Genomic DNA, 16,995 nt, shown 5'->3' on the forward strand with positions numbered 1-16,995 from the left:
TATCTTGACAAACACCGTTGATGAAATGGGATCTAAAAGAGCAACGAGAGCAGCATAACTGTGTGATCCAGCGATATAAGGAGCAACGCGGCCCGCAGAAGGAAAGCATCAATGGTTGGCGAGTGACTGCCATCGATGGCGTGGAGTTATTCCACACCAAGGCCTATCGTTGTCCCGAATGCCTTACGCGCGAACACCGCGACAAAACCACCGACTATTATCATGCGGTCGTAGTCGCCCAACAGGTTGGCGGTAGCGCGAACCTGATTTATGACTGGGAAATGCGAAAACCTCAGGATGGGGTGGACAAGGATGAAGGAGAAACCACCGTCGCCCAACGATTGATCCGACGTATGGCCGAGACCTATGGAAAAATAACGGATGTATACACGTTAGACGCGCTGTTTGCCAAAGCACCCGTCATTCATGCCGCTCTGGATGCAGGCGCTCATGTAGTTGTTCGCATGAAAGAAGAACGTCGACGGATAATGAAAGAGGCAAATGCCTGCTTTGCGAACCGGCTTCCGGACTCCACTTGGGAAGAAAGAGATGGAAAAGGGAATACCGTTTACGTTCAAGCTTGGGACGAAGAGGGATTGGCACAATGGCCGCAAGTTCGCGTGCCCATGCGAATCGTAAAAATCATTCGTCATACCAACAAGACAGTCATCGAAGCAAACAAAGAAGTCTTTGTCACTGATGTGGTGGAGCGCTGGATAGCAACCACATGCTCATCCGAAAAAGCGGATACCCAGACGATCGCACAAATTGCCGCCGCTCGTTGGGATATTGAGAATATTGGATTTCGCAACCTTAAGACGTTCAACGCCTTGGACCACTGCTTCGTGCACGATTCGGTGGCGATCAAAGCGATGATCGGATTTCAAGTGCTGGCTTTTAATCTTAAGCGATTGTTTTTCTTTCACCACCTCCCTGCCTCTCGTCATCGAGATGTGCCGCTTCGATATCTCATTGATGAGATGCGCGAAGCGACGAGGTGGGTATCTTTACATCTATATCGTTGGGTCTGGGAGTGGGGCTTATCTACTGCCTAGCTGACCAAGGGTGAAAGGGTGGGATTGCCTATCGAAGCACTGGTATAAACAAGGTGTTTTTTTCCATAAAATTGCGTAGGATAAATGCAACTGTCGACTGGATAATTTAAACATTTAAAGAGAGAATTGGTATCGCCATTAAATCGGTTAACCGTAAGAGGTCGCTCATTTGCTTGGTGCTATTTCGATTGCGTAGGTTCTGCCAAACTGCTTTATTTGTCAACTTTACATTATGACTTTCATTTATTTCTAAATTGGCTTTAATCGTTGCTTCGAGATTCGGGTTTGCCTCAAATGCGTATACAACCCCGTTCTCACCAACCAATCGAGACATAGCAATAGAAATAGCGCCGACATTAGCTCCTATATCGAGTACACAATCACCATCCTTTGCGAAATTTTTTATACCTAGTTGAACAGCAATTTCCCATGGAATATGTTCCCCGAATTTTTCTACCCCATTTTTAGCCATCATTTCCAATAGTCTCCTTTCGAAAATAACTTTATTCATAGCATCGTATTTTACGTTAACACTCAATTCTTCTATTTAAGTCCTTCTTTCAGGGCACCTATCCCTGCCACCATACCATTACTAACTAATCCATAGGTTTAATTATAATGATTCCCCTGCAAAAAAACTTTTTTCAAGAGGCTCCTTTGTAATCTCGCCGCCTGTCTGGAATTTGCTGTAATATAAAATGGGATAAAATGGTGTGATCGGTCAAGTGTTTTGGTCAAAAATCGGCCATTAATTTTGGACTTTTTTTGGCCATCATGCATGGCCGTTTTTCATTGCCTAATTCCAATCATAACCATTTTCATTCGTGGTTTTTGGGTACCCATATATCCAAGAATCGCGTTGATTCAATTCGGCCTTGGGCATATGGGTACCCAAACATACCCGTGAGAGAAAATTGCGTCTTCGGCGCGGTTGTCTGGGGAAGCCTTGACTCGGCAGGGTTGGCGTTTGGCGCCGACGGGAACTCAGGAACAAGGAACCCTGAGTTCCCGTCGGGTTTTCATTTTACCCTGCCGGTCAAGGCCGCTGCGCGCCGGCAAGCCGGTTCCCCGGTCAACCTGACGATTCCTTATGGGCAAGCAGCATAGAGACCCGCCTCGGGGAATCTAGGAACAATGGGTGGGGTCATGCCGTCAAAAAGGTCTTGCGATGGGTCATCCGGTAGCTGTCCCCGGATAAAGAGAAAAGTTCGCTGTAGTGGACGAGCCGGTCCAGAATGGCGGTGGTGATCACACTGTCGCCAAAGACTTCAGGCCACTCTTCGAAGCTCTTGTTGGATGTGATGATGACTGATGTTCGCTGGTACAGGTCGTTGACGGTGTTTGTCAAGATAGTTGACGCATGGACCTATGTAAACTTTAATCTATATGCAACCGCCGGTCTTGACAAATGTGCTGTGAATAAATCACCCCGACCGACGGACATACGCCTGTGGAACATTAGCTCTGGTCGGCTTTGCTCAGTCTAGCACATTCGTCAAGACTCTTCGCTTCGCTCCGACCGCAAGCGGCGGCTGCCGGGTTGCTTAGCATCCGTTTTAAGAACCGGCCCCCTCCCTCGGGAATCCGCCTGTGATCTTCTTTTGTTGGATTTAGGGCCACTTTATCACTCAAGGCCCAGTTTCGGGTTCCTCTCGCCCAACGTTCGGGGTGACGGTTCCGAGCTTCTTCGTACACCTTGCGGCGTTTCTCCAGAATCTCCAAGGCTCTTCCTTCATGACGTTGTCGAGGTTTAATAAATTGCAAACCGCTGTGCCGGTGCTTTTCGTTATACCAATAGACAAACTGACTCATCCACTTCCGGGCATCTTGTAGGGTTCCAAATCCTTTATACGGGTAGTCCGGACGGTACTTGCAGGTTCTGAATAACGACTCAGAATACGGGTTGTCGTTACTGACACGAGGCCTTGAGAAGGATGAACTGACGCCCAACTTTTCGAGCAGAACAAGGAATGAGGATGCCTTCATGGGGCTTCCGTTATCGGAATGAAGCACCAAGGGTTGTCCTTTAATCTTCTCTGAAATGACTGCTTTTTTAACCAGTTCAGATGCATACTCTGCGGTTTCCTTCTCCCAAATCTCCCAGCCCACGATGTATCGGCTAAAGATGTCTAAAATCAAGTACAGCCGATAATAGATGCCATGGGCAGGGCCGGGAAGCCAACTAATGTCCCAAGACCACACTTGGTTGGGGGCTGTGGCAATGTGTGTTTCCGGTGGACGTGGGCTCGGCCGTTTGCTTCTTCCTCGATGGTGTTGCTGTTCCGATTCTCGCAGGATTCGATAAATGGTCGACTCGGAGGCGATATATATACCTTTATCGGCTAAATCAGGAACGATTTGCGATGGAGGCAAACTGCTATATTCCTTTTGATTGACGGTGTTGAGAACCTCTTGTCGCTCTTCTTCGGTCAGCTTGTTCTTCGGTACGGGACGCTGGGCCAGTGGTCGTCTATCGGCGATTTCATCTCCAGATTTGTTCCACCGTTCATAGGTCCTTCTAGAAATACTCAGTACCTTGCACGCCTTTGAAATTTGGGCTCCATTGATATTCGCTTCTTTGATCAGTTCTACGACTGTTCTGCGATCTTGGGCACTGATCATTCGTCCTCTGGCTCCCCCCAGATCGCTTGGACCTTTTTTTGCAACACCAAAAGAGCTGCCGCTTCTGCCAAGGCTTTTTCCTTCCGACGCAGGTCTCTTTCTAGGCTTTTACTGCGTTTTTTCTCTTCCCGAAGCTCGGTCTTTAATTCCTTGCTTTCCGCTGTCTGGCGAGCGTTGGCATGAAGACAGGTTTTCCGCCAAGCTTCGATTTGTTCCGGATACAGTCCCTTTTTGCGGCAATACTCACTGAGGTCATTCTCGTTCATGGCGTAGGTTTCCATGACAATAAGGAACTTGTCTTCCGAACTCCATTGCTCTGATTCACGCCCATCCCCGGGTGTTGCGTTTCCGTTAATCCGTGCTTCTCGTCTCCATTTGTATAAAGTCACCTCAGTGACACCGGTCTCTTCCGACAGTTCGGCTACGGTGGCGTTCTCTGGTGGCATCATCCGTCGGACGATGGATTCTTTAAACTCCGGACTGTATTTATGTCCTCGTTGGCCAGTCATGTGTACGTCCTCCCTAAAGGCTTTTTATAATTATACTCCTTTAGGTCCTACGACAACTAGCCTAACACAGGGGGGTCTTGATATTCACGTCGAGGAAACGGGCCACCTTGGAAGGCTTCAGTCCCTGATCTTTTTGGTGATGAATCTGTGCGTACATTTTCCACCCCATCAATGGATTTCGACGGCCTCCTTGTAATACTGGATGATGTAGTTGCCGTCTTCTTCTGCCGCGATCAGGTGGCCTGCTGTTGCATTGCTTTCTCAGGCGTGAATCGCTGGCGGTACCCGTTCTGACGACTCGCACATTGTACCAGACATCCAAGGAAAGTGACCGTTTTTTGTCCATTTTTAATGGCCAAAATTCATCCCTTTTAGTTTACCGTTCACACAGCTCCGGCTAGGGCTTGGTTATGGTAGTTCGTTTTCGGGTTTTCGTTATCCTTCTAGCTTATACCCTCCTGGGGTTACTTTTTGCAGGGGAATCTTATAATCGATTTAATATTAAGATTATCTCATCAAGTAGATTATGTCCCGTAAATAAAAAGCTATTTATTTGTGCTTCTTTTCCCGCAATAATATCCGTATCTTTATCTCCTAGTAAGAAGCTTGTTTTTTTATCGATATTAAATTCCTCCATGGCTTTAATAATCAAACCTGAACTTGGCTTTCTACAATCGCATATAATCCGATAAGGCCCTATCCCTTCAGTAGGGTGGTGAGGACAATAATAGAATTTGTCTATGTGTCCCCCTTGTTCAATCAATTGTTCGTTAATCCATAAATGGAACGCATTTAATTGTTCTTCAGTATAATAACCGCGTGCAACACCAGCTTGATTAGTAATCACGATTACATAATATCCAATATCATTTAAATACTTAATCGCCTCAATAGCACCTTGCATCCAATTAAAATCTTCCTTCTTGTGAACGTATCCTTTATCATAATTTATAACTCCATCTCTATCTAGAAACGCTGCTGGACGCTTTCTATCGGGCAAATCCATCCTTCCTCTTTCTAAGTCGCAGGGAATACCAATATCAACAAAATAACCATTATAGATATACCCATACATCTGTTCATTGGATACTATTTTCGGCAACACATGATTCTCTAAAGAACAAGGTATAGAGTCAATGTATTTAAGAATAGACTTACGTACATGGTATATGCCTGAATTAATAAGCGCACTTTTTAAATGAGTTCTTTTCTCTACAAAAGAAGTCACTCTATTTTCATTATTAATAATTATACTTCCATAACGTTCTGAAGATTTCGAAGGTGTTAAGGCTACTTTAAACTCCCATTTTCCATGAGGAACACGTACAAGTAAGTCTAAAATATTAAAGTCAAAGAAAGTGTCTCCATTTAGCAATAAAAATTCATCTTCTAATTTATCACTTGCCAGAAGTAAGGCTCCACCCGTACCCGCAGGCTCTCGTTCAATTGAATAGCGTATTATTACATTCCATCGAGAGCCATCTTGGAAATAATCAATAATGTCGTGGCACCTATACCCCACAAGGAGTAAAATATTTTTTATTCCAAAACGTTTTAAATTATTAATGATTAACTCCAAAAAGGGTTTACCACCAATATCCATCATCGGTTTCGGCATTTTCTTCGTCAGAGTACCTAGACGAGCGCCTAACCCACCAACCAGGATAACGGCTTGCATTTAATTATCACACTTTCCTAAGTTTAATCAAATACGGTTCCACTTTTTTAAATTGATTATCCCAATTAAGCTCATTTACAGCAGCAATCTTACAGTTTTCAACCATTTTTGCGTACTTAGTAGTACCCAATAGTCTATTAGCTGTCATTAACGTAGTAAGAAATGACTTTAGGCTCCAATCTTCCATTAAAAGACCACATTCATATTGGGTTATAATTGATTTGCATTGAGGATGAGGCGCAGACAAAGGTGGAACTCCGTCAAAAATAGACTCAAAAAACTTATTCGGACAGGCAAATAAATAACTTTCGTTTATTGGGTTCCATGATACTATACTATAGGAATAGTGTTTTCTTATTTGAGATAATCTCTTATTATCTACATATCCCATGTAACGTATTGCACCTGTTGACTCTGTTAAACTCTGAAATAAAAAGTCGCTATTGTCCCCTGATATCTTACCATATAAATCAATGTTAATTTTTTGTATTCGACTATCAAGATAATAATTACCAAAAGTCTTTACAAAATCAATAGTTCCTTGGTAGAGAATACGTCCATTTCTTTCGTCAACATTCCTAATACTAAAATTATCTTTTGACATTGCAATGTTATAAAGAATCTCAGAGGGTATTTTTTTAAATCCACAATGCTCAATATCTTTAACCGCACGATTTTCCTCTGGATAAACAACCAAATCTATAATACCTTCAAAATGACGATTCATTTCAAGCTCGAATATACCATACAAGTGCACCATTTCGTAATTGTAGTATATCGTAAATTTAGGTTTGCGCTTTAACTTATATAGAATAGGTAACGAATACGTACAAAAAACAATTAGAATATCCGGTTGTAGACGGTTTACTAATTGCGCGGCCTTATTAATATATTCTAGTCTCCCTTGGCTTGTATGCGGATGGTATTGGGTATATACTCGATTAATAACTAGATCTTCAAAGTGATCATGTACAGGAGGTGATTCAGGTTGATCCGGTTCAAGAATATAGCCTGTTGCTAAGATTCCTACATTTACGTAATAATTATAAATTGACTGTATAAATGCAGGCACTTGCGGACTTCCGTATCCAATACTGACATCGGAAACCCCAACAATCTTCAAATCTTCACACCCTTTCAATAACATTGCTATTGTTTATCAATTGGCGAACTAGTTTATTTGGATTATGAAGTTCTCTCCATGCTAAAGAGAACTTTTGACTTGTAGACTTATAGTGCTCATAGTTTTCGATAACTTCAATTAGCCTTTCAGGTATATCTTCTAACCTATCATAAATAACACCAACTGAGCTAATAGGAAAGGTTTTTTCAACTGAATTGTAAAACTCTAATTCAACATCTCTTAAAAGTAATCCATACTCGCTAAAAGCGTTTGATAAGCTAACAATTACAAATGCTGTTTTTTCTTCTAAAGAAAATACTGTAGAAATGTCACCTTTAGACCTATTCCCTACTGAAGTAAACTCCTCTTTTAGTAAAATGCAATTATTATCGTATTGCCTTAGAATAACTCGTACGTATGAACCTTTTTTATTCTCGCTTCCCTGTCTATACGAAATAAATAAATAGTTTGCTGTATCCTCCCGATCTACTTTACAGGACGTTTTTCTGGAATTGCCCCACACAATTAGTTCATTATTAAATGTCTTAGGAATTTTTTTCTTATCCGTTGTATCTTTGGTATCTCTAATCTCATCTTCTAATAAGTTTTCCACATCAAGTGTTAGTTCATTAAGCAGCTCATATTCCTTTCTCCATTCTAAGTCACTCATCTGATATTGCTTAACGAGACACATTTTTTGCTTAAGGGAATCATTGTAGCTAAAGATTTCCTCGGTTATCTGGTCTGACATCCAACTTCCCGAAGGTACAATAACGGGGATACCGCAGGTTAGATATTCTACGAGTGCCCCTGAACTCCTCGCATAATAGTTGTCTCTATCATAGAGAACCAACCCAACGTCTGCGGATAAAACAAGGTCTTTATATTCCTCTGACTTCAGAGGCTCTTTAATAATAGATACTCCTTTTTCGTATTTCATTAGTTGCTCTCTAGCGTAAACAACACTCGCCTGATATTCAAATTGCTTAAAACTAAAGTTTGACTGAAATATAAATTCTATCTTTTCCGACATAACGTAATTTTGATATAGATTCCTTACAATGGATGGAAGTAACTGATATCCCTTTTCCGAACGAGCATCTCCTGCATAAACGACTCGAAGCGGCCTGTCTCTTTTATATTGATCCAACGTCTTAAAGAAATCATTGTTTACTGGAATGGGTAGTGTCAAAAATGGAACGGCATGCAGCTCATTATATTGATAGGTTAGTTTATCTGTATCGGTATAAAACTTAATATTTAAATTTCCTGTCCGTTCACGAAAACCAATAAGCATTTTTCTAAAGCTTTGCACATTTCCTTTTTGATTTTCATATTCCGCTTCCCGTCCAACAAATATGTTTCTTCGATAAAGTAGGTGCCATGTTGCCCTTGTTGAGTTCTGTTCAGATTTGAAGAATTCACCAATTCCTAACATATCATATTCTGATAATGTAGGAATAAAAACTATATCATCCGAATGTAATTCAATGTAACTACACAACTTTCTAGTCCCACGCTCAAAAGCCTTAATTCTCGAAATCTTGTGCATACGTGATAACAACCGATTTCGATTACGGTTAATAAAGTTTATTGGAAGGACCAGCGATTTCAAAAGCTCAAAGAAGGCACGAGTCAGTGTCCCAATCCACGAGCCTTTCACTATCATATAAGCTGCTTCTATAAATCTTTTTATCCCCCGTGCCAAAGCCAAAAAGTAAACCAAGGGCATGAGCAATAAACCTTTAATGACGAGTGTTCTTAGATTATAGGATTGACCAGACAGATATTCCTCCGGATTATTTCTCGCGAGCCAAAGTATACCCATATCTGAGTAATAGAGCCTAAACTTTATTTTGAATAATAGTTTATTATAGCTTTTTTTGATTTTTTTAAATAGGTTAAACCCATCTTTCATTTCATTGGAAATACCCCAAAAATCGTATTTATAGATGGGGTATATTTCAAACCCTAATTCCTTTTTCTCCTCTTCGGACAAGTCTAAACTGCGATTAGTCGCTAAAATAGGGTGATATCCCAGTTCCCGAGCAGCTCGAAGCACATGGAGGGCGTATTCAAAGTAATGCCCACCATATTTTCTAATGGAATGGTCTATCAGAATAAATTTCTTCATCATTACCCCTCATTGCTACTGTTCTGGTAAAGATACTGCTCGATCAGTTCGCTAAGCACATGGATGATAAAAATATGACATTCTTGTATACGAGGAGTCAAAACTGAAGGAACCCGGATTAGTACATCACATAGCTCTGCCATCCGGCCGCCTGTTAAGCCGGCTAAACCGATTGTAATACAACCCATATCTCTAGCTTTTTGCAAGGCTAATATGATGTTCTCAGAATTTCCTGATGTGCTAATCGCAAATAAAACGTCTCCGGGACGTACAGATGCTTCAACCTGTCTTTCAAAGACTTTGTCAAAGGCGTAATCGTTGCCGATGCAAGTTAAAATAGAGGTATTCGTTGTTAATGCCACAAAACGAAATGGCTTGCGTTCCTTTAGAAAGCGCCCTACCATTTCTCCGACAAAATGCTGGGAATCGGCGGCAGAGCCGCCGTTTCCCAAGACATAAACCGCGCCATCTTTACGGATGCAATCAATGATCATCTGCGCGGCCGACTCGATGGACGCCATCGTGTCTTCGTCTATAGATTGAAACAGAGCTACTACCTGTCCGATTCGTTCCTTGATCAGCTCACGCATCATTAAACATATCACTCATCTCTTTTAATTCGATATTACTTTAGTGAAACTTCTTTCCAGTGATACGCTATTCTTTATACGTTCGCATATTTAGAATTACGCAGCAAGGTGTATCCTTTAATCAATTCTATAATTCCCATCTCTAGGGAATGAACAGGCTTGTAACCTGTTTTCTCAATTTTTTCGTTTGAAACGATGTAATCCCGTTTATCCGGGTCTTCACCCACAGGCGCTTCCATAAAAACAAACTGGGGGATTTGTTTTTGAATCTCTTGACAAAGTTCAAGTTTGGACAGGTTGGCTTCGCTTAGACCCAAGTTATAGGGCTGGTCTTTCATCGAATCAAAGTTTCGAATGCCATGTAAAAAGGCTCTAACAACGTCCCGGATATGAATATAATTTCGTTTAAAGTGGCCCTCAAATACAACAACAACCCGGTCGTTAACAGCCCGGTAAACAAAGTCATTTACCAGCAAGTCAATCCGCATCCGAGGCGATGTGCCAAAGACGGTAGCCAGACGGAAAGAGATGCTGTTGCCTGCGTCAAGGATCGCCTTCTCCGCTTCCACTTTCGTCTGTCCATAGAGGGATATAGGTCGTAAGGGGGACTCTTCTGTACAAAACTTCCCTTTTTCACCGACGCCATATCCGCTGTTCGTACAGGGGAATAGTATCCGCTGCTCCTTGGAACGGATGGACAGCAGCGTCTTGATGGCGTCATAGTTGATCGTCTGCGTGGCAATTGGGTCAATTTTACACAGAGGAGCCCCAACCAGCGCAGCCAGGGGAATGATAATATCAACATCTTTCATTACAGATTGCAATGTACTCTTATCACGACAGTCTCCGCGCACAACGGAAAACTTCTCATTTACACAACATTCCAAGAGAGAGTTTTGCTTAAATGCAAAGTTGTCGAGCACAACGACTTCAAAACCCTCATTTAACAGCGTGGGAACGAGGACTGAACCGATATAACCGGCGCCACCAGTGACAAGTACTTTCATCGTTTGTAACCCCTTTCAATTCATAGCCCATACTTTACAGAGGCAATTTACAGAGAAGCAATAATCCTGAATCCGTGAGTCGACTTAGCAGTACCCCAATGATTTTCCACAAAAAGTAATTCGTATTACAAGAATTTAATCCAATTTCCTTAGATAGCCATTTGAACACGTCGCCTTATCAAAGAAGGTGGTGCCGTCAAGAAACGAGATCCATAAAAGCGTATAGCAAAGCTAACCTTTGACACATTTTACATCCAAAGGTCTATCCCATCGAATGAATTTGATTTTTTAGGAAATTCTTGCCGTTTACGAAAAAGCAAGATAGAGATCCTTAAACGTTGCGTACCAGGGACTATGCGCCCCGAGCCGGAGCTTCACTTGTCTGGCATGTCTCACCAATCGAGACGCAATGGTGATCACATTTTGAAGTACCGTGCGTATCCGGCGGCGCTGCGTATGGGCCTTTCTCTTTAGGGGAGAATCCGGATGGTGTAAGCTCATTTGACCAACGATGCGAAGCAGGTTATAGGCAAGCGCACCGAAATGAAAGACCAGATCATTGACCTTAAATTTTCCACTAGGCAGTCGTTCCAAATCAAGGTCCGTTTTTAACTCGCTATGGAATTGCTCGCTGGTTCCGTGATCTCTTTGCAAATGGATCAATTCTTCCGGCGAGACGGGTAACGACGTCCAGTACGTGGCCACTTCTAACTCTGGAAGCAGCAATTGCTGCCCATTGGACAAGATGGTTCGTTCCACGACATGGAAAACCACCCGTTCACGTTGTTCCATATTGCCGACCTTCCACATTACACTGCCCATATACTCCACTTTTCCTTCCCGAACAATTCGGGCCTGCCCATTTTTAAGGGCGATGTCCCTCCACATTTCGGGAGTTTCTTGGCGAAGGTTACGTTTGATTATGTAGTCAACATTCTCTGCGCGGAGGACACGTATGTTATCGACGCTGTCAAAGCCGGAATCCATGCGTACCAGAAGCTTCTCAGCTCCGCACTGGCGTGCGTAATTGATGCTCTTTGTTAAGAACTGGGGCGTTCCTTTCTGGCTATGATCTTTGCCCGGACGCAGCTCAACGTTTATGCAGTAGCCTTCTTGACCGAGGTAGGCTAGTATGGGCGCAAAGCCATCATTACCTTTGTAGGTGCGCGTCACCCCCTCTTTTTTGGAACCGGAATTATCCAATGGCGTCACATCTACGTCTACCGTCAGATAGTCCGTAGCGCCGACCCGAACAGGTGTCAGGGGAGCTTTTGCTTTTTTGATGAGACGAGCAGATTCTTCCATAATGATGTCGTTCCATTTCAAATCCGTCTCAACAACCTTTTCAAATCGTTGTCGTAACGTGGGACTGGAGGGTACGATGTCGACGCCCATGGCGTATCGAAAAAAGTCATCTCCACGAGCCAGCTCAATCGCATCGAAGTCATTCTTTCCCTGACAGAGAAGGCCCAGGTAGCTCAGAGCAACAGTTCCGTGGCTTATATCTGGTGTCAAACAAGTGGGCACAGTGGACTTATCCAATCGCAATTTCAATGAAGTCTTTCTTAACAAGGCGCCCACGAGCGCCAATCCAGTTACCGGTGTAAGCTCCTCATTCGATTGCTCGATAATGAACTTCTTCATGGTCATGCATTCACCCCGTCGGTGAGTTTAAATCACTCCGATTAAACTCGTTTATCTCTATTATACGGGGAAATGCGCTGAATTTCGACTATTTACTTTTTATCCTGTCACTGATTCAGGATAATCTGACTACCCGGTGCATTGATGTTAAATTTTAATTCATAATAATTTTTTAGTCGTTCTCGCACTGCTTGCTTTCGTTCAGGAGGCACAAAAAACAAGATGAAGCCACCGCCACCTGCTCCTAGCAGCTTGCCGCCAATAGCCCCTGCTTCCATGCCGGCATTATACATGTTATCGATCTCACTGTTTGTGATCGTCGATTCGAGGCTGCGTTTTTCGCACCATGACTGATGCAACAGATTGCCAAACTCTTCTATCGCTTTATTGCCAGTTAGGATCTTGTAGCCATCGTCAACCATCATGAGCATCCGCTTGAGACGCTCTTCGTTTAGGTCCATGCGTTTGATTTGTTTTTTTACAACCTCTTCGGCCCTGCGCTTTATGCCAGTAAAAAACATCATCAGGTGTTCTTGGAACTCCAACACACGGCCAGGCGACAGGGGGAGTCGATTTACGACGATATCGCGTTCCCCACGGAATTCGATGAGATTGAATCCTCCCATAGCGGCAAAGACCTGGTCTTGACAGCCTACACTTTCTTTTAGAACTTTTCGTTCCATATCTATCGTTTCATAAGCTAAGTCCATTCCATGTACAAATACACCTTTATAAGCATAGAGGGCTTGTAACAGCGTGGCCACGAAAGTAGAGGAAGAACCTAACCCTGTAAAGGCGGGTAGATTGGCGAAATAGTTGACTTCTACGTTCTCAGTAACACCGCAGCGGCGCAAGCATTCGCGAAAAGGCAGATGTTCGATGTCATCTACGCTTCCGACCTGCTCCACTCGACTATAGGCAATCCGGATCTGCTCATCAAAGATTTCGCCAAAACGCTCACTGACCGCGATGAAGGCATATTTATCAATAGCTGTTCCCAGGACTGCCCCACCGTGTTTTTGAAAAAATTCTGGGTAATCGGTAGCTCCCCCTAAGAAACTTACTCTGACTGGCGCCCTCGCAATAATCACTATCAATAACCCCTTTAAGTCAACATCGTTTTATTAATGATTCCCCTGCAAAAAGTAACCCCAGGAGGGTATAAGCTAGAAGGATAACGAAAACCCGAAAACGAACTACCATAACCAAGCCCTAGCCGGAGCTGATACGGAAAGCAGGAGTGAAATGTCGTGTTTCGGAAAAACACCCAACATAAACAAGAGGAATTATTTAACAGTTTTACAGGAATGAATCCAAAGGTACAGAAAAGCATGCAAGGCACTTGGGCGCCCTTGTTCTACGAACACGTCTTTTTTCACATCGACGAAACCCCCTTCGCTGTTCTATACAGCAGCCACAATGGGCGTCCGAACTTTCCGATCAACATCCTGCTTTCCCTCGAGTTCATTAAACATATGAAAGACTACACCGACGAAGAGATCCTGGAACAGTTCCATTTCAACTTTCAGGTCATGTATGCCCTCGGCATCCGCAATCTGGGCGAAGTGTACCTGGCCGAGCGCACCCTCTATGAGTTCCGCCGCCGCCTTTATGAGTACACCATCAGCCACCCCGAACAAGAAGATCTTATCTTCCGTCAGTTTCGAAAGCTGACAGAACATTTTATGACCATCGCGGGAATCGCAAGCCGAGAACAGCCTATGGATTCGACGCAGGTTCAGACCAACATCAAGCTCGCCGGTCGTCTTTCCCTTGCCTTTGACGTCGTTGAAAAAGCTGTGCGTGAATGTCCGGCCGCCCATTTGCCGGAAGCACTGAAACCTTTTGCCGAACCCGGTTTCCGGAACCAATTCCTCTATCGTTGCAAGACCAAAGAGACGCTGGGACGCATCCAGGAGATGCTGAATCAGTGCGCCCTGCTATTGGACATTGCCGAAGCACACCCGGAAAGCCTGCGGAAAGAAACGGTTGCTTTGCTCCAACGCTTTCTTCAAGAGCAGGCCACATACCATGCCGAAAAGAAGCAGTGGATCGCCAAAGCCAACAAAGACATCGCAGCAGACGCTATCCAATCAGCCCACGACCCCGACGTGACCTATCGGAAAAAAGGCCGTCAAGGCTATGTGGGTCTTGTAGCGAACGTAGCAGAAACATGCGCGAACGAAAACCCGGTTCAGATGATCACACACTATCAGGTCGAAAAAAACAGCGTCAGTGACACCGAATTGCTAACCCAGAGCATGGAGACTCTCAAAAAAGAAACCGGGCTGACCGATCTGTATGTGGATGGCGCATACTTCAGCAGCAAAACAGAGGAGCTTGCCCAAGAAAACCATGTCTGTATCCACTACACGAATATGACAGGGAGAGAAAGAAAAGCCGAAAAGCTGCCCGTGCTCGCCTTTACCTTCGACAACAACAAAGCCATCGTCTCTTGTCCGGCGTGCTACAACCCGCTGGATACATCCTTCGATGAAAAACGAAAAGTTCTCATTGCCGAATTCGAAAGAAGCACCTGCCAAGAGTGTCCCATGCAACCAGCTTGTCCTGTGAAGATTCAATCGAAGAAAGCCACCGTAACCATCAAGCAGTCGTCAATCCTAGCAGCACAAGCGCGCGAACGAACCATGCAGATCAAAAAGGAGCGCTTGGCAGCGACGAGCAAGCGAGCCGCCATTGAAGGCAGCATCTCTTCCATCAAACGAGGACAAGGTGCGGGAAGACTTCGGGTGAGAGGCATTGTCAAAGCAACGTTGGTCTTCGGCATGAAAGTCCTAGGGCACAACTTTCGTCAACTGTTCCGATGCTTCAAGAAAGGATTTTGCCAAAAACTTGCAACAATCTATCGAGAGGAACAAGGGATAAGTGCGCCTATTTGATGGATAAAAAAGGAAATTTGAAAGAAATACGTACTGAGCATATACATATTTAGTCCATAAAATGGGAGATAGACTGCCGTAGAGCCCATTTTATCCCATTTTATATTACAGCAAATTCCAGGCAGGCGGCGAGATTACAAAGGAGCCTCTTGAAAAAAGTTTTTTTGCAGGGGAATCATTAATCCCTGTTACGCCACACCCAGGTTAATAAAATTCGCATACTGTTCAACCACTGTATCAATATCGCCCTGACTCATGACAATGCCTTTATTTAACCATAATCCTTCTTCGCATATGGTACGGATCTTTGATAGGTCATGGGTGACAAACAAAAGGCTGACTCCTTGTTTTTTCATTTCAGTAATCCGTTTTTCACACTTCATTTTGAAGTTAGCATCACCAACAGCTAACACTTCATCTACAATTAACAATTGAGGTTTTACTGCGATAGCTACGGAGAATCCTAGTCGCGCATGCATCCCTGATGAGTAGTACTTTACAGGAACATCAATAAACTCTTCAATCTCTGCAAAGTCTACAATTTCATCAAACCTTTTTTTGATCTCACTTTTGGACATCCCCATGATCATACCGCTTAAAAAAACGTTGTCACGTCCTGTAAAATCACCATGAAAACCAGCGCCTAATTCGATTAAAGCGGACTTTGTCCCATTTACGCGCACGCTTCCTGTTGTAGGACGTAATGTGCCATTAATCAATTTTAAGAGTGTGCTTTTTCCGCAGCCGTTTTTTCCGATGATCGCAAGGCTCTTTCCCTGCTCCAGCGTAATATCAATATTCTTTAACGCCCAAAAGTCTCGTTTGTTTGAGTATTTTCTTGCTTCAAGTAAAGAAGTAAACAGGTTGGAAAGACGCTGTCCGGAATAGTTTTGTAAAACAAACTTTTTGCTCACATCCTGAATCTCTAGCAACGCCAATTACATTACCTCCGCAATCAGGGGTTCGATTCGCTTAAAGACAACATAGCCGAAAAAAAACGTTGCACAGGAAATACCAAAAGAAACGAGCAATATATCAAGATTTAGACCAGGTCCTCCAAGGAGCGCATTCCGCTCCATATCAACAATTTGTCCGATAGCATTATATAAGATATAGTTCTTAAAGGATAAGTCACCTGGTATTTGGTTGAAAGAATAGAAAATAGGGGATAGATACATCCACAAAGCCAGTAATATTGTTACGATCTGACTTACATCCCGGAACAACACATTCAGCGATGAGACCAAAAAGGACATGCCCAGCGTAAAGATCAACTGTATGATCAGTAACCCAACGATCTGCCATGCATAGGGGCCTACAGATATGTCATATATATACAATATGATAAAGACTGCAACCATGGATAACAACATATCCACAAATCGCGCTAAGACAGAAGCTATTGGCAAAATAATGCGCGGAAAGTACTGCTTTGATAGTAACGCAGCCTGTCCTGTAAGGCAATTCGCTGCCGTAGTAACTGAATTGGCAAAAAGATTCCAAAAAGTCAACCCGGTAAATAAATAAATGACGTAAGGAACCCCTTCTAATCCGCTGGCGCGAAATATTTTTTCAAAAATAAATCCCATGATCAGTGCAGTCAATAATGGATTTATGATCGCCCAATACAATCCCAAAACAGTGAGCTGATATCTCATTTTTACATCTCGCAAGGCAAGCGCAATGACAAGATCCCTATATCGCCGAAAATCTTCCCACTTATTCATGGATGT

13 protein-coding genes and 1 pseudogene are annotated in these 16,995 nt (G+C 43.4%); 2 read left to right on the plus strand and 12 right to left on the minus strand.

The genetic code is table 11. The features are described 5' to 3' along the window. Window positions 1–20: 20 nt before the first annotated feature. Window positions 21–1,055 (plus strand): transposase, encoded by a 1,035-nt coding sequence (locus tag HM1_RS03715; protein WP_012281947.1) that lies wholly within the window; start codon window positions 21–23, stop codon window positions 1,053–1,055. Window positions 1,056–1,161: 106 nt separating this feature from the next. Here the strand turns inward: HM1_RS03715 and HM1_RS03720 are convergent, their stop codons facing one another. The 10 genes and pseudogenes from HM1_RS03720 to HM1_RS03765 form a co-directional block, all read right to left on the minus strand. Then, a complete protein-coding gene (locus tag HM1_RS03720) occupies window positions 1,162–1,530 on the minus strand; it encodes an FkbM family methyltransferase (protein WP_187147803.1) in 369 nt (122 codons plus the stop codon). 669 nt (window positions 1,531–2,199) lie between these two features. Beyond that, window positions 2,200–2,403: an ATP-binding protein gene (locus tag HM1_RS03725; RefSeq protein WP_012281949.1), complete on the minus strand. Its 204-nt coding sequence runs from the start codon at window positions 2,401–2,403 to the stop codon at window positions 2,200–2,202. Window positions 2,404–2,651: 248 nt separating this feature from the next. Beyond that, window positions 2,652–4,126 (minus strand): annotated as a pseudogene (locus HM1_RS15065) (IS3 family transposase); the annotation flags it as partial. Between the two features lie 544 nt (window positions 4,127–4,670). Then, window positions 4,671–5,864 carry a D-glycero-beta-D-manno-heptose 1,7-bisphosphate 7-phosphatase gene (gene gmhB, locus HM1_RS03740; protein ID WP_012281952.1) on the minus strand — a complete coding sequence of 398 codons (1,194 nt, stop codon included), beginning with the start codon at window positions 5,862–5,864 and terminating at the stop codon, window positions 4,671–4,673. Window positions 5,865–5,871: 7 nt separating this feature from the next. Beyond that, window positions 5,872–6,987, minus strand: coding sequence for a hypothetical protein (locus HM1_RS15495; RefSeq protein WP_012281953.1), 1,116 nt, complete (start codon window positions 6,985–6,987; stop codon window positions 5,872–5,874). Between the two features lie 4 nt (window positions 6,988–6,991). Beyond that, window positions 6,992–9,121 carry a hypothetical protein gene (locus HM1_RS03745; RefSeq protein WP_041313271.1) on the minus strand — a complete coding sequence of 710 codons (2,130 nt, stop codon included), beginning with the start codon at window positions 9,119–9,121 and terminating at the stop codon, window positions 6,992–6,994. A gap of 2 nt (window positions 9,122–9,123) precedes the next feature. Further along, window positions 9,124–9,714 carry a D-sedoheptulose-7-phosphate isomerase gene (locus tag HM1_RS03750; RefSeq protein WP_012281955.1) on the minus strand — a complete coding sequence of 197 codons (591 nt, stop codon included), beginning with the start codon at window positions 9,712–9,714 and terminating at the stop codon, window positions 9,124–9,126. A 71-nt stretch (window positions 9,715–9,785) separates the two neighbouring features. Next, window positions 9,786–10,718, minus strand: a complete 933-nt coding sequence (locus HM1_RS03755; RefSeq protein ID WP_012281956.1) for an NAD-dependent epimerase/dehydratase family protein — start codon at window positions 10,716–10,718, stop codon at window positions 9,786–9,788. 306 nt (window positions 10,719–11,024) lie between these two features. Further along, window positions 11,025–12,368, minus strand: coding sequence for an IS1380-like element ISHmo1 family transposase (locus HM1_RS03760; protein ID WP_012281957.1), 1,344 nt, complete (start codon window positions 12,366–12,368; stop codon window positions 11,025–11,027). 101 nt (window positions 12,369–12,469) lie between these two features. Continuing rightward, window positions 12,470–13,453 (minus strand): GHMP family kinase ATP-binding protein, encoded by a 984-nt coding sequence (locus HM1_RS03765; RefSeq protein ID WP_012281958.1) that lies wholly within the window; start codon window positions 13,451–13,453, stop codon window positions 12,470–12,472. A gap of 159 nt (window positions 13,454–13,612) precedes the next feature. Between HM1_RS03765 and HM1_RS03770 the strand changes: the two genes are divergently transcribed. Continuing rightward, on the plus strand, window positions 13,613–15,262 hold the full coding sequence (locus HM1_RS03770) for a transposase (protein ID WP_012281959.1): 1,650 nt from the start codon (window positions 13,613–13,615) through the stop codon (window positions 15,260–15,262). A 188-nt stretch (window positions 15,263–15,450) separates the two neighbouring features. Here the strand turns inward: HM1_RS03770 and HM1_RS03775 are convergent, their stop codons facing one another. Together HM1_RS03775 and HM1_RS03780 are read right to left on the minus strand one after the other, a co-directional pair. Then, window positions 15,451–16,200 (minus strand): ABC transporter ATP-binding protein, encoded by a 750-nt coding sequence (locus tag HM1_RS03775; RefSeq protein WP_012281960.1) that lies wholly within the window; start codon window positions 16,198–16,200, stop codon window positions 15,451–15,453. Beyond that, window positions 16,201–16,989: an ABC transporter permease gene (locus tag HM1_RS03780; RefSeq protein WP_012281961.1), complete on the minus strand. Its 789-nt coding sequence runs from the start codon at window positions 16,987–16,989 to the stop codon at window positions 16,201–16,203. Between the last annotated feature and the right edge of the window lie 6 nt (window positions 16,990–16,995).

Source organism: Heliomicrobium modesticaldum Ice1 (assembly GCF_000019165.1).
Classification (GTDB): domain Bacteria; phylum Bacillota; class Desulfitobacteriia; order Heliobacteriales; family Heliobacteriaceae; genus Heliomicrobium; species Heliomicrobium modesticaldum.

Bases quoted from the DNA above. Each gene is read 5' to 3' on its own strand.
- HM1_RS03755 (WP_012281956.1), bottom strand. From the start codon at position 10,718: ATGAAAGTACTTGTCACTGGTGGCGCCGGTTATATCGGTTCAGTCCTC.
- HM1_RS03715 (WP_012281947.1), top strand. From the start codon at position 21: ATGAAATGGGATCTAAAAGAGCAACGAGAGCAGCATAACTGTGTGATC.
- HM1_RS03780 (WP_012281961.1), bottom strand. From the start codon at position 16,989: ATGAATAAGTGGGAAGATTTTCGGCGATATAGGGATCTTGTCATTGCG.
- gmhB (WP_012281952.1), bottom strand. From the start codon at position 5,864: ATGCAAGCCGTTATCCTGGTTGGTGGGTTAGGCGCTCGTCTAGGTACT.
- HM1_RS03760 (WP_012281957.1), bottom strand. From the start codon at position 12,368: ATGACCATGAAGAAGTTCATTATCGAGCAATCGAATGAGGAGCTTACA.
- HM1_RS03720 (WP_187147803.1), bottom strand. From the start codon at position 1,530: ATGATGGCTAAAAATGGGGTAGAAAAATTCGGGGAACATATTCCATGG.
- HM1_RS03750 (WP_012281955.1), bottom strand. From the start codon at position 9,714: ATGATGCGTGAGCTGATCAAGGAACGAATCGGACAGGTAGTAGCTCTG.
- HM1_RS03745 (WP_041313271.1), bottom strand. From the start codon at position 9,121: ATGAAGAAATTTATTCTGATAGACCATTCCATTAGAAAATATGGTGGG.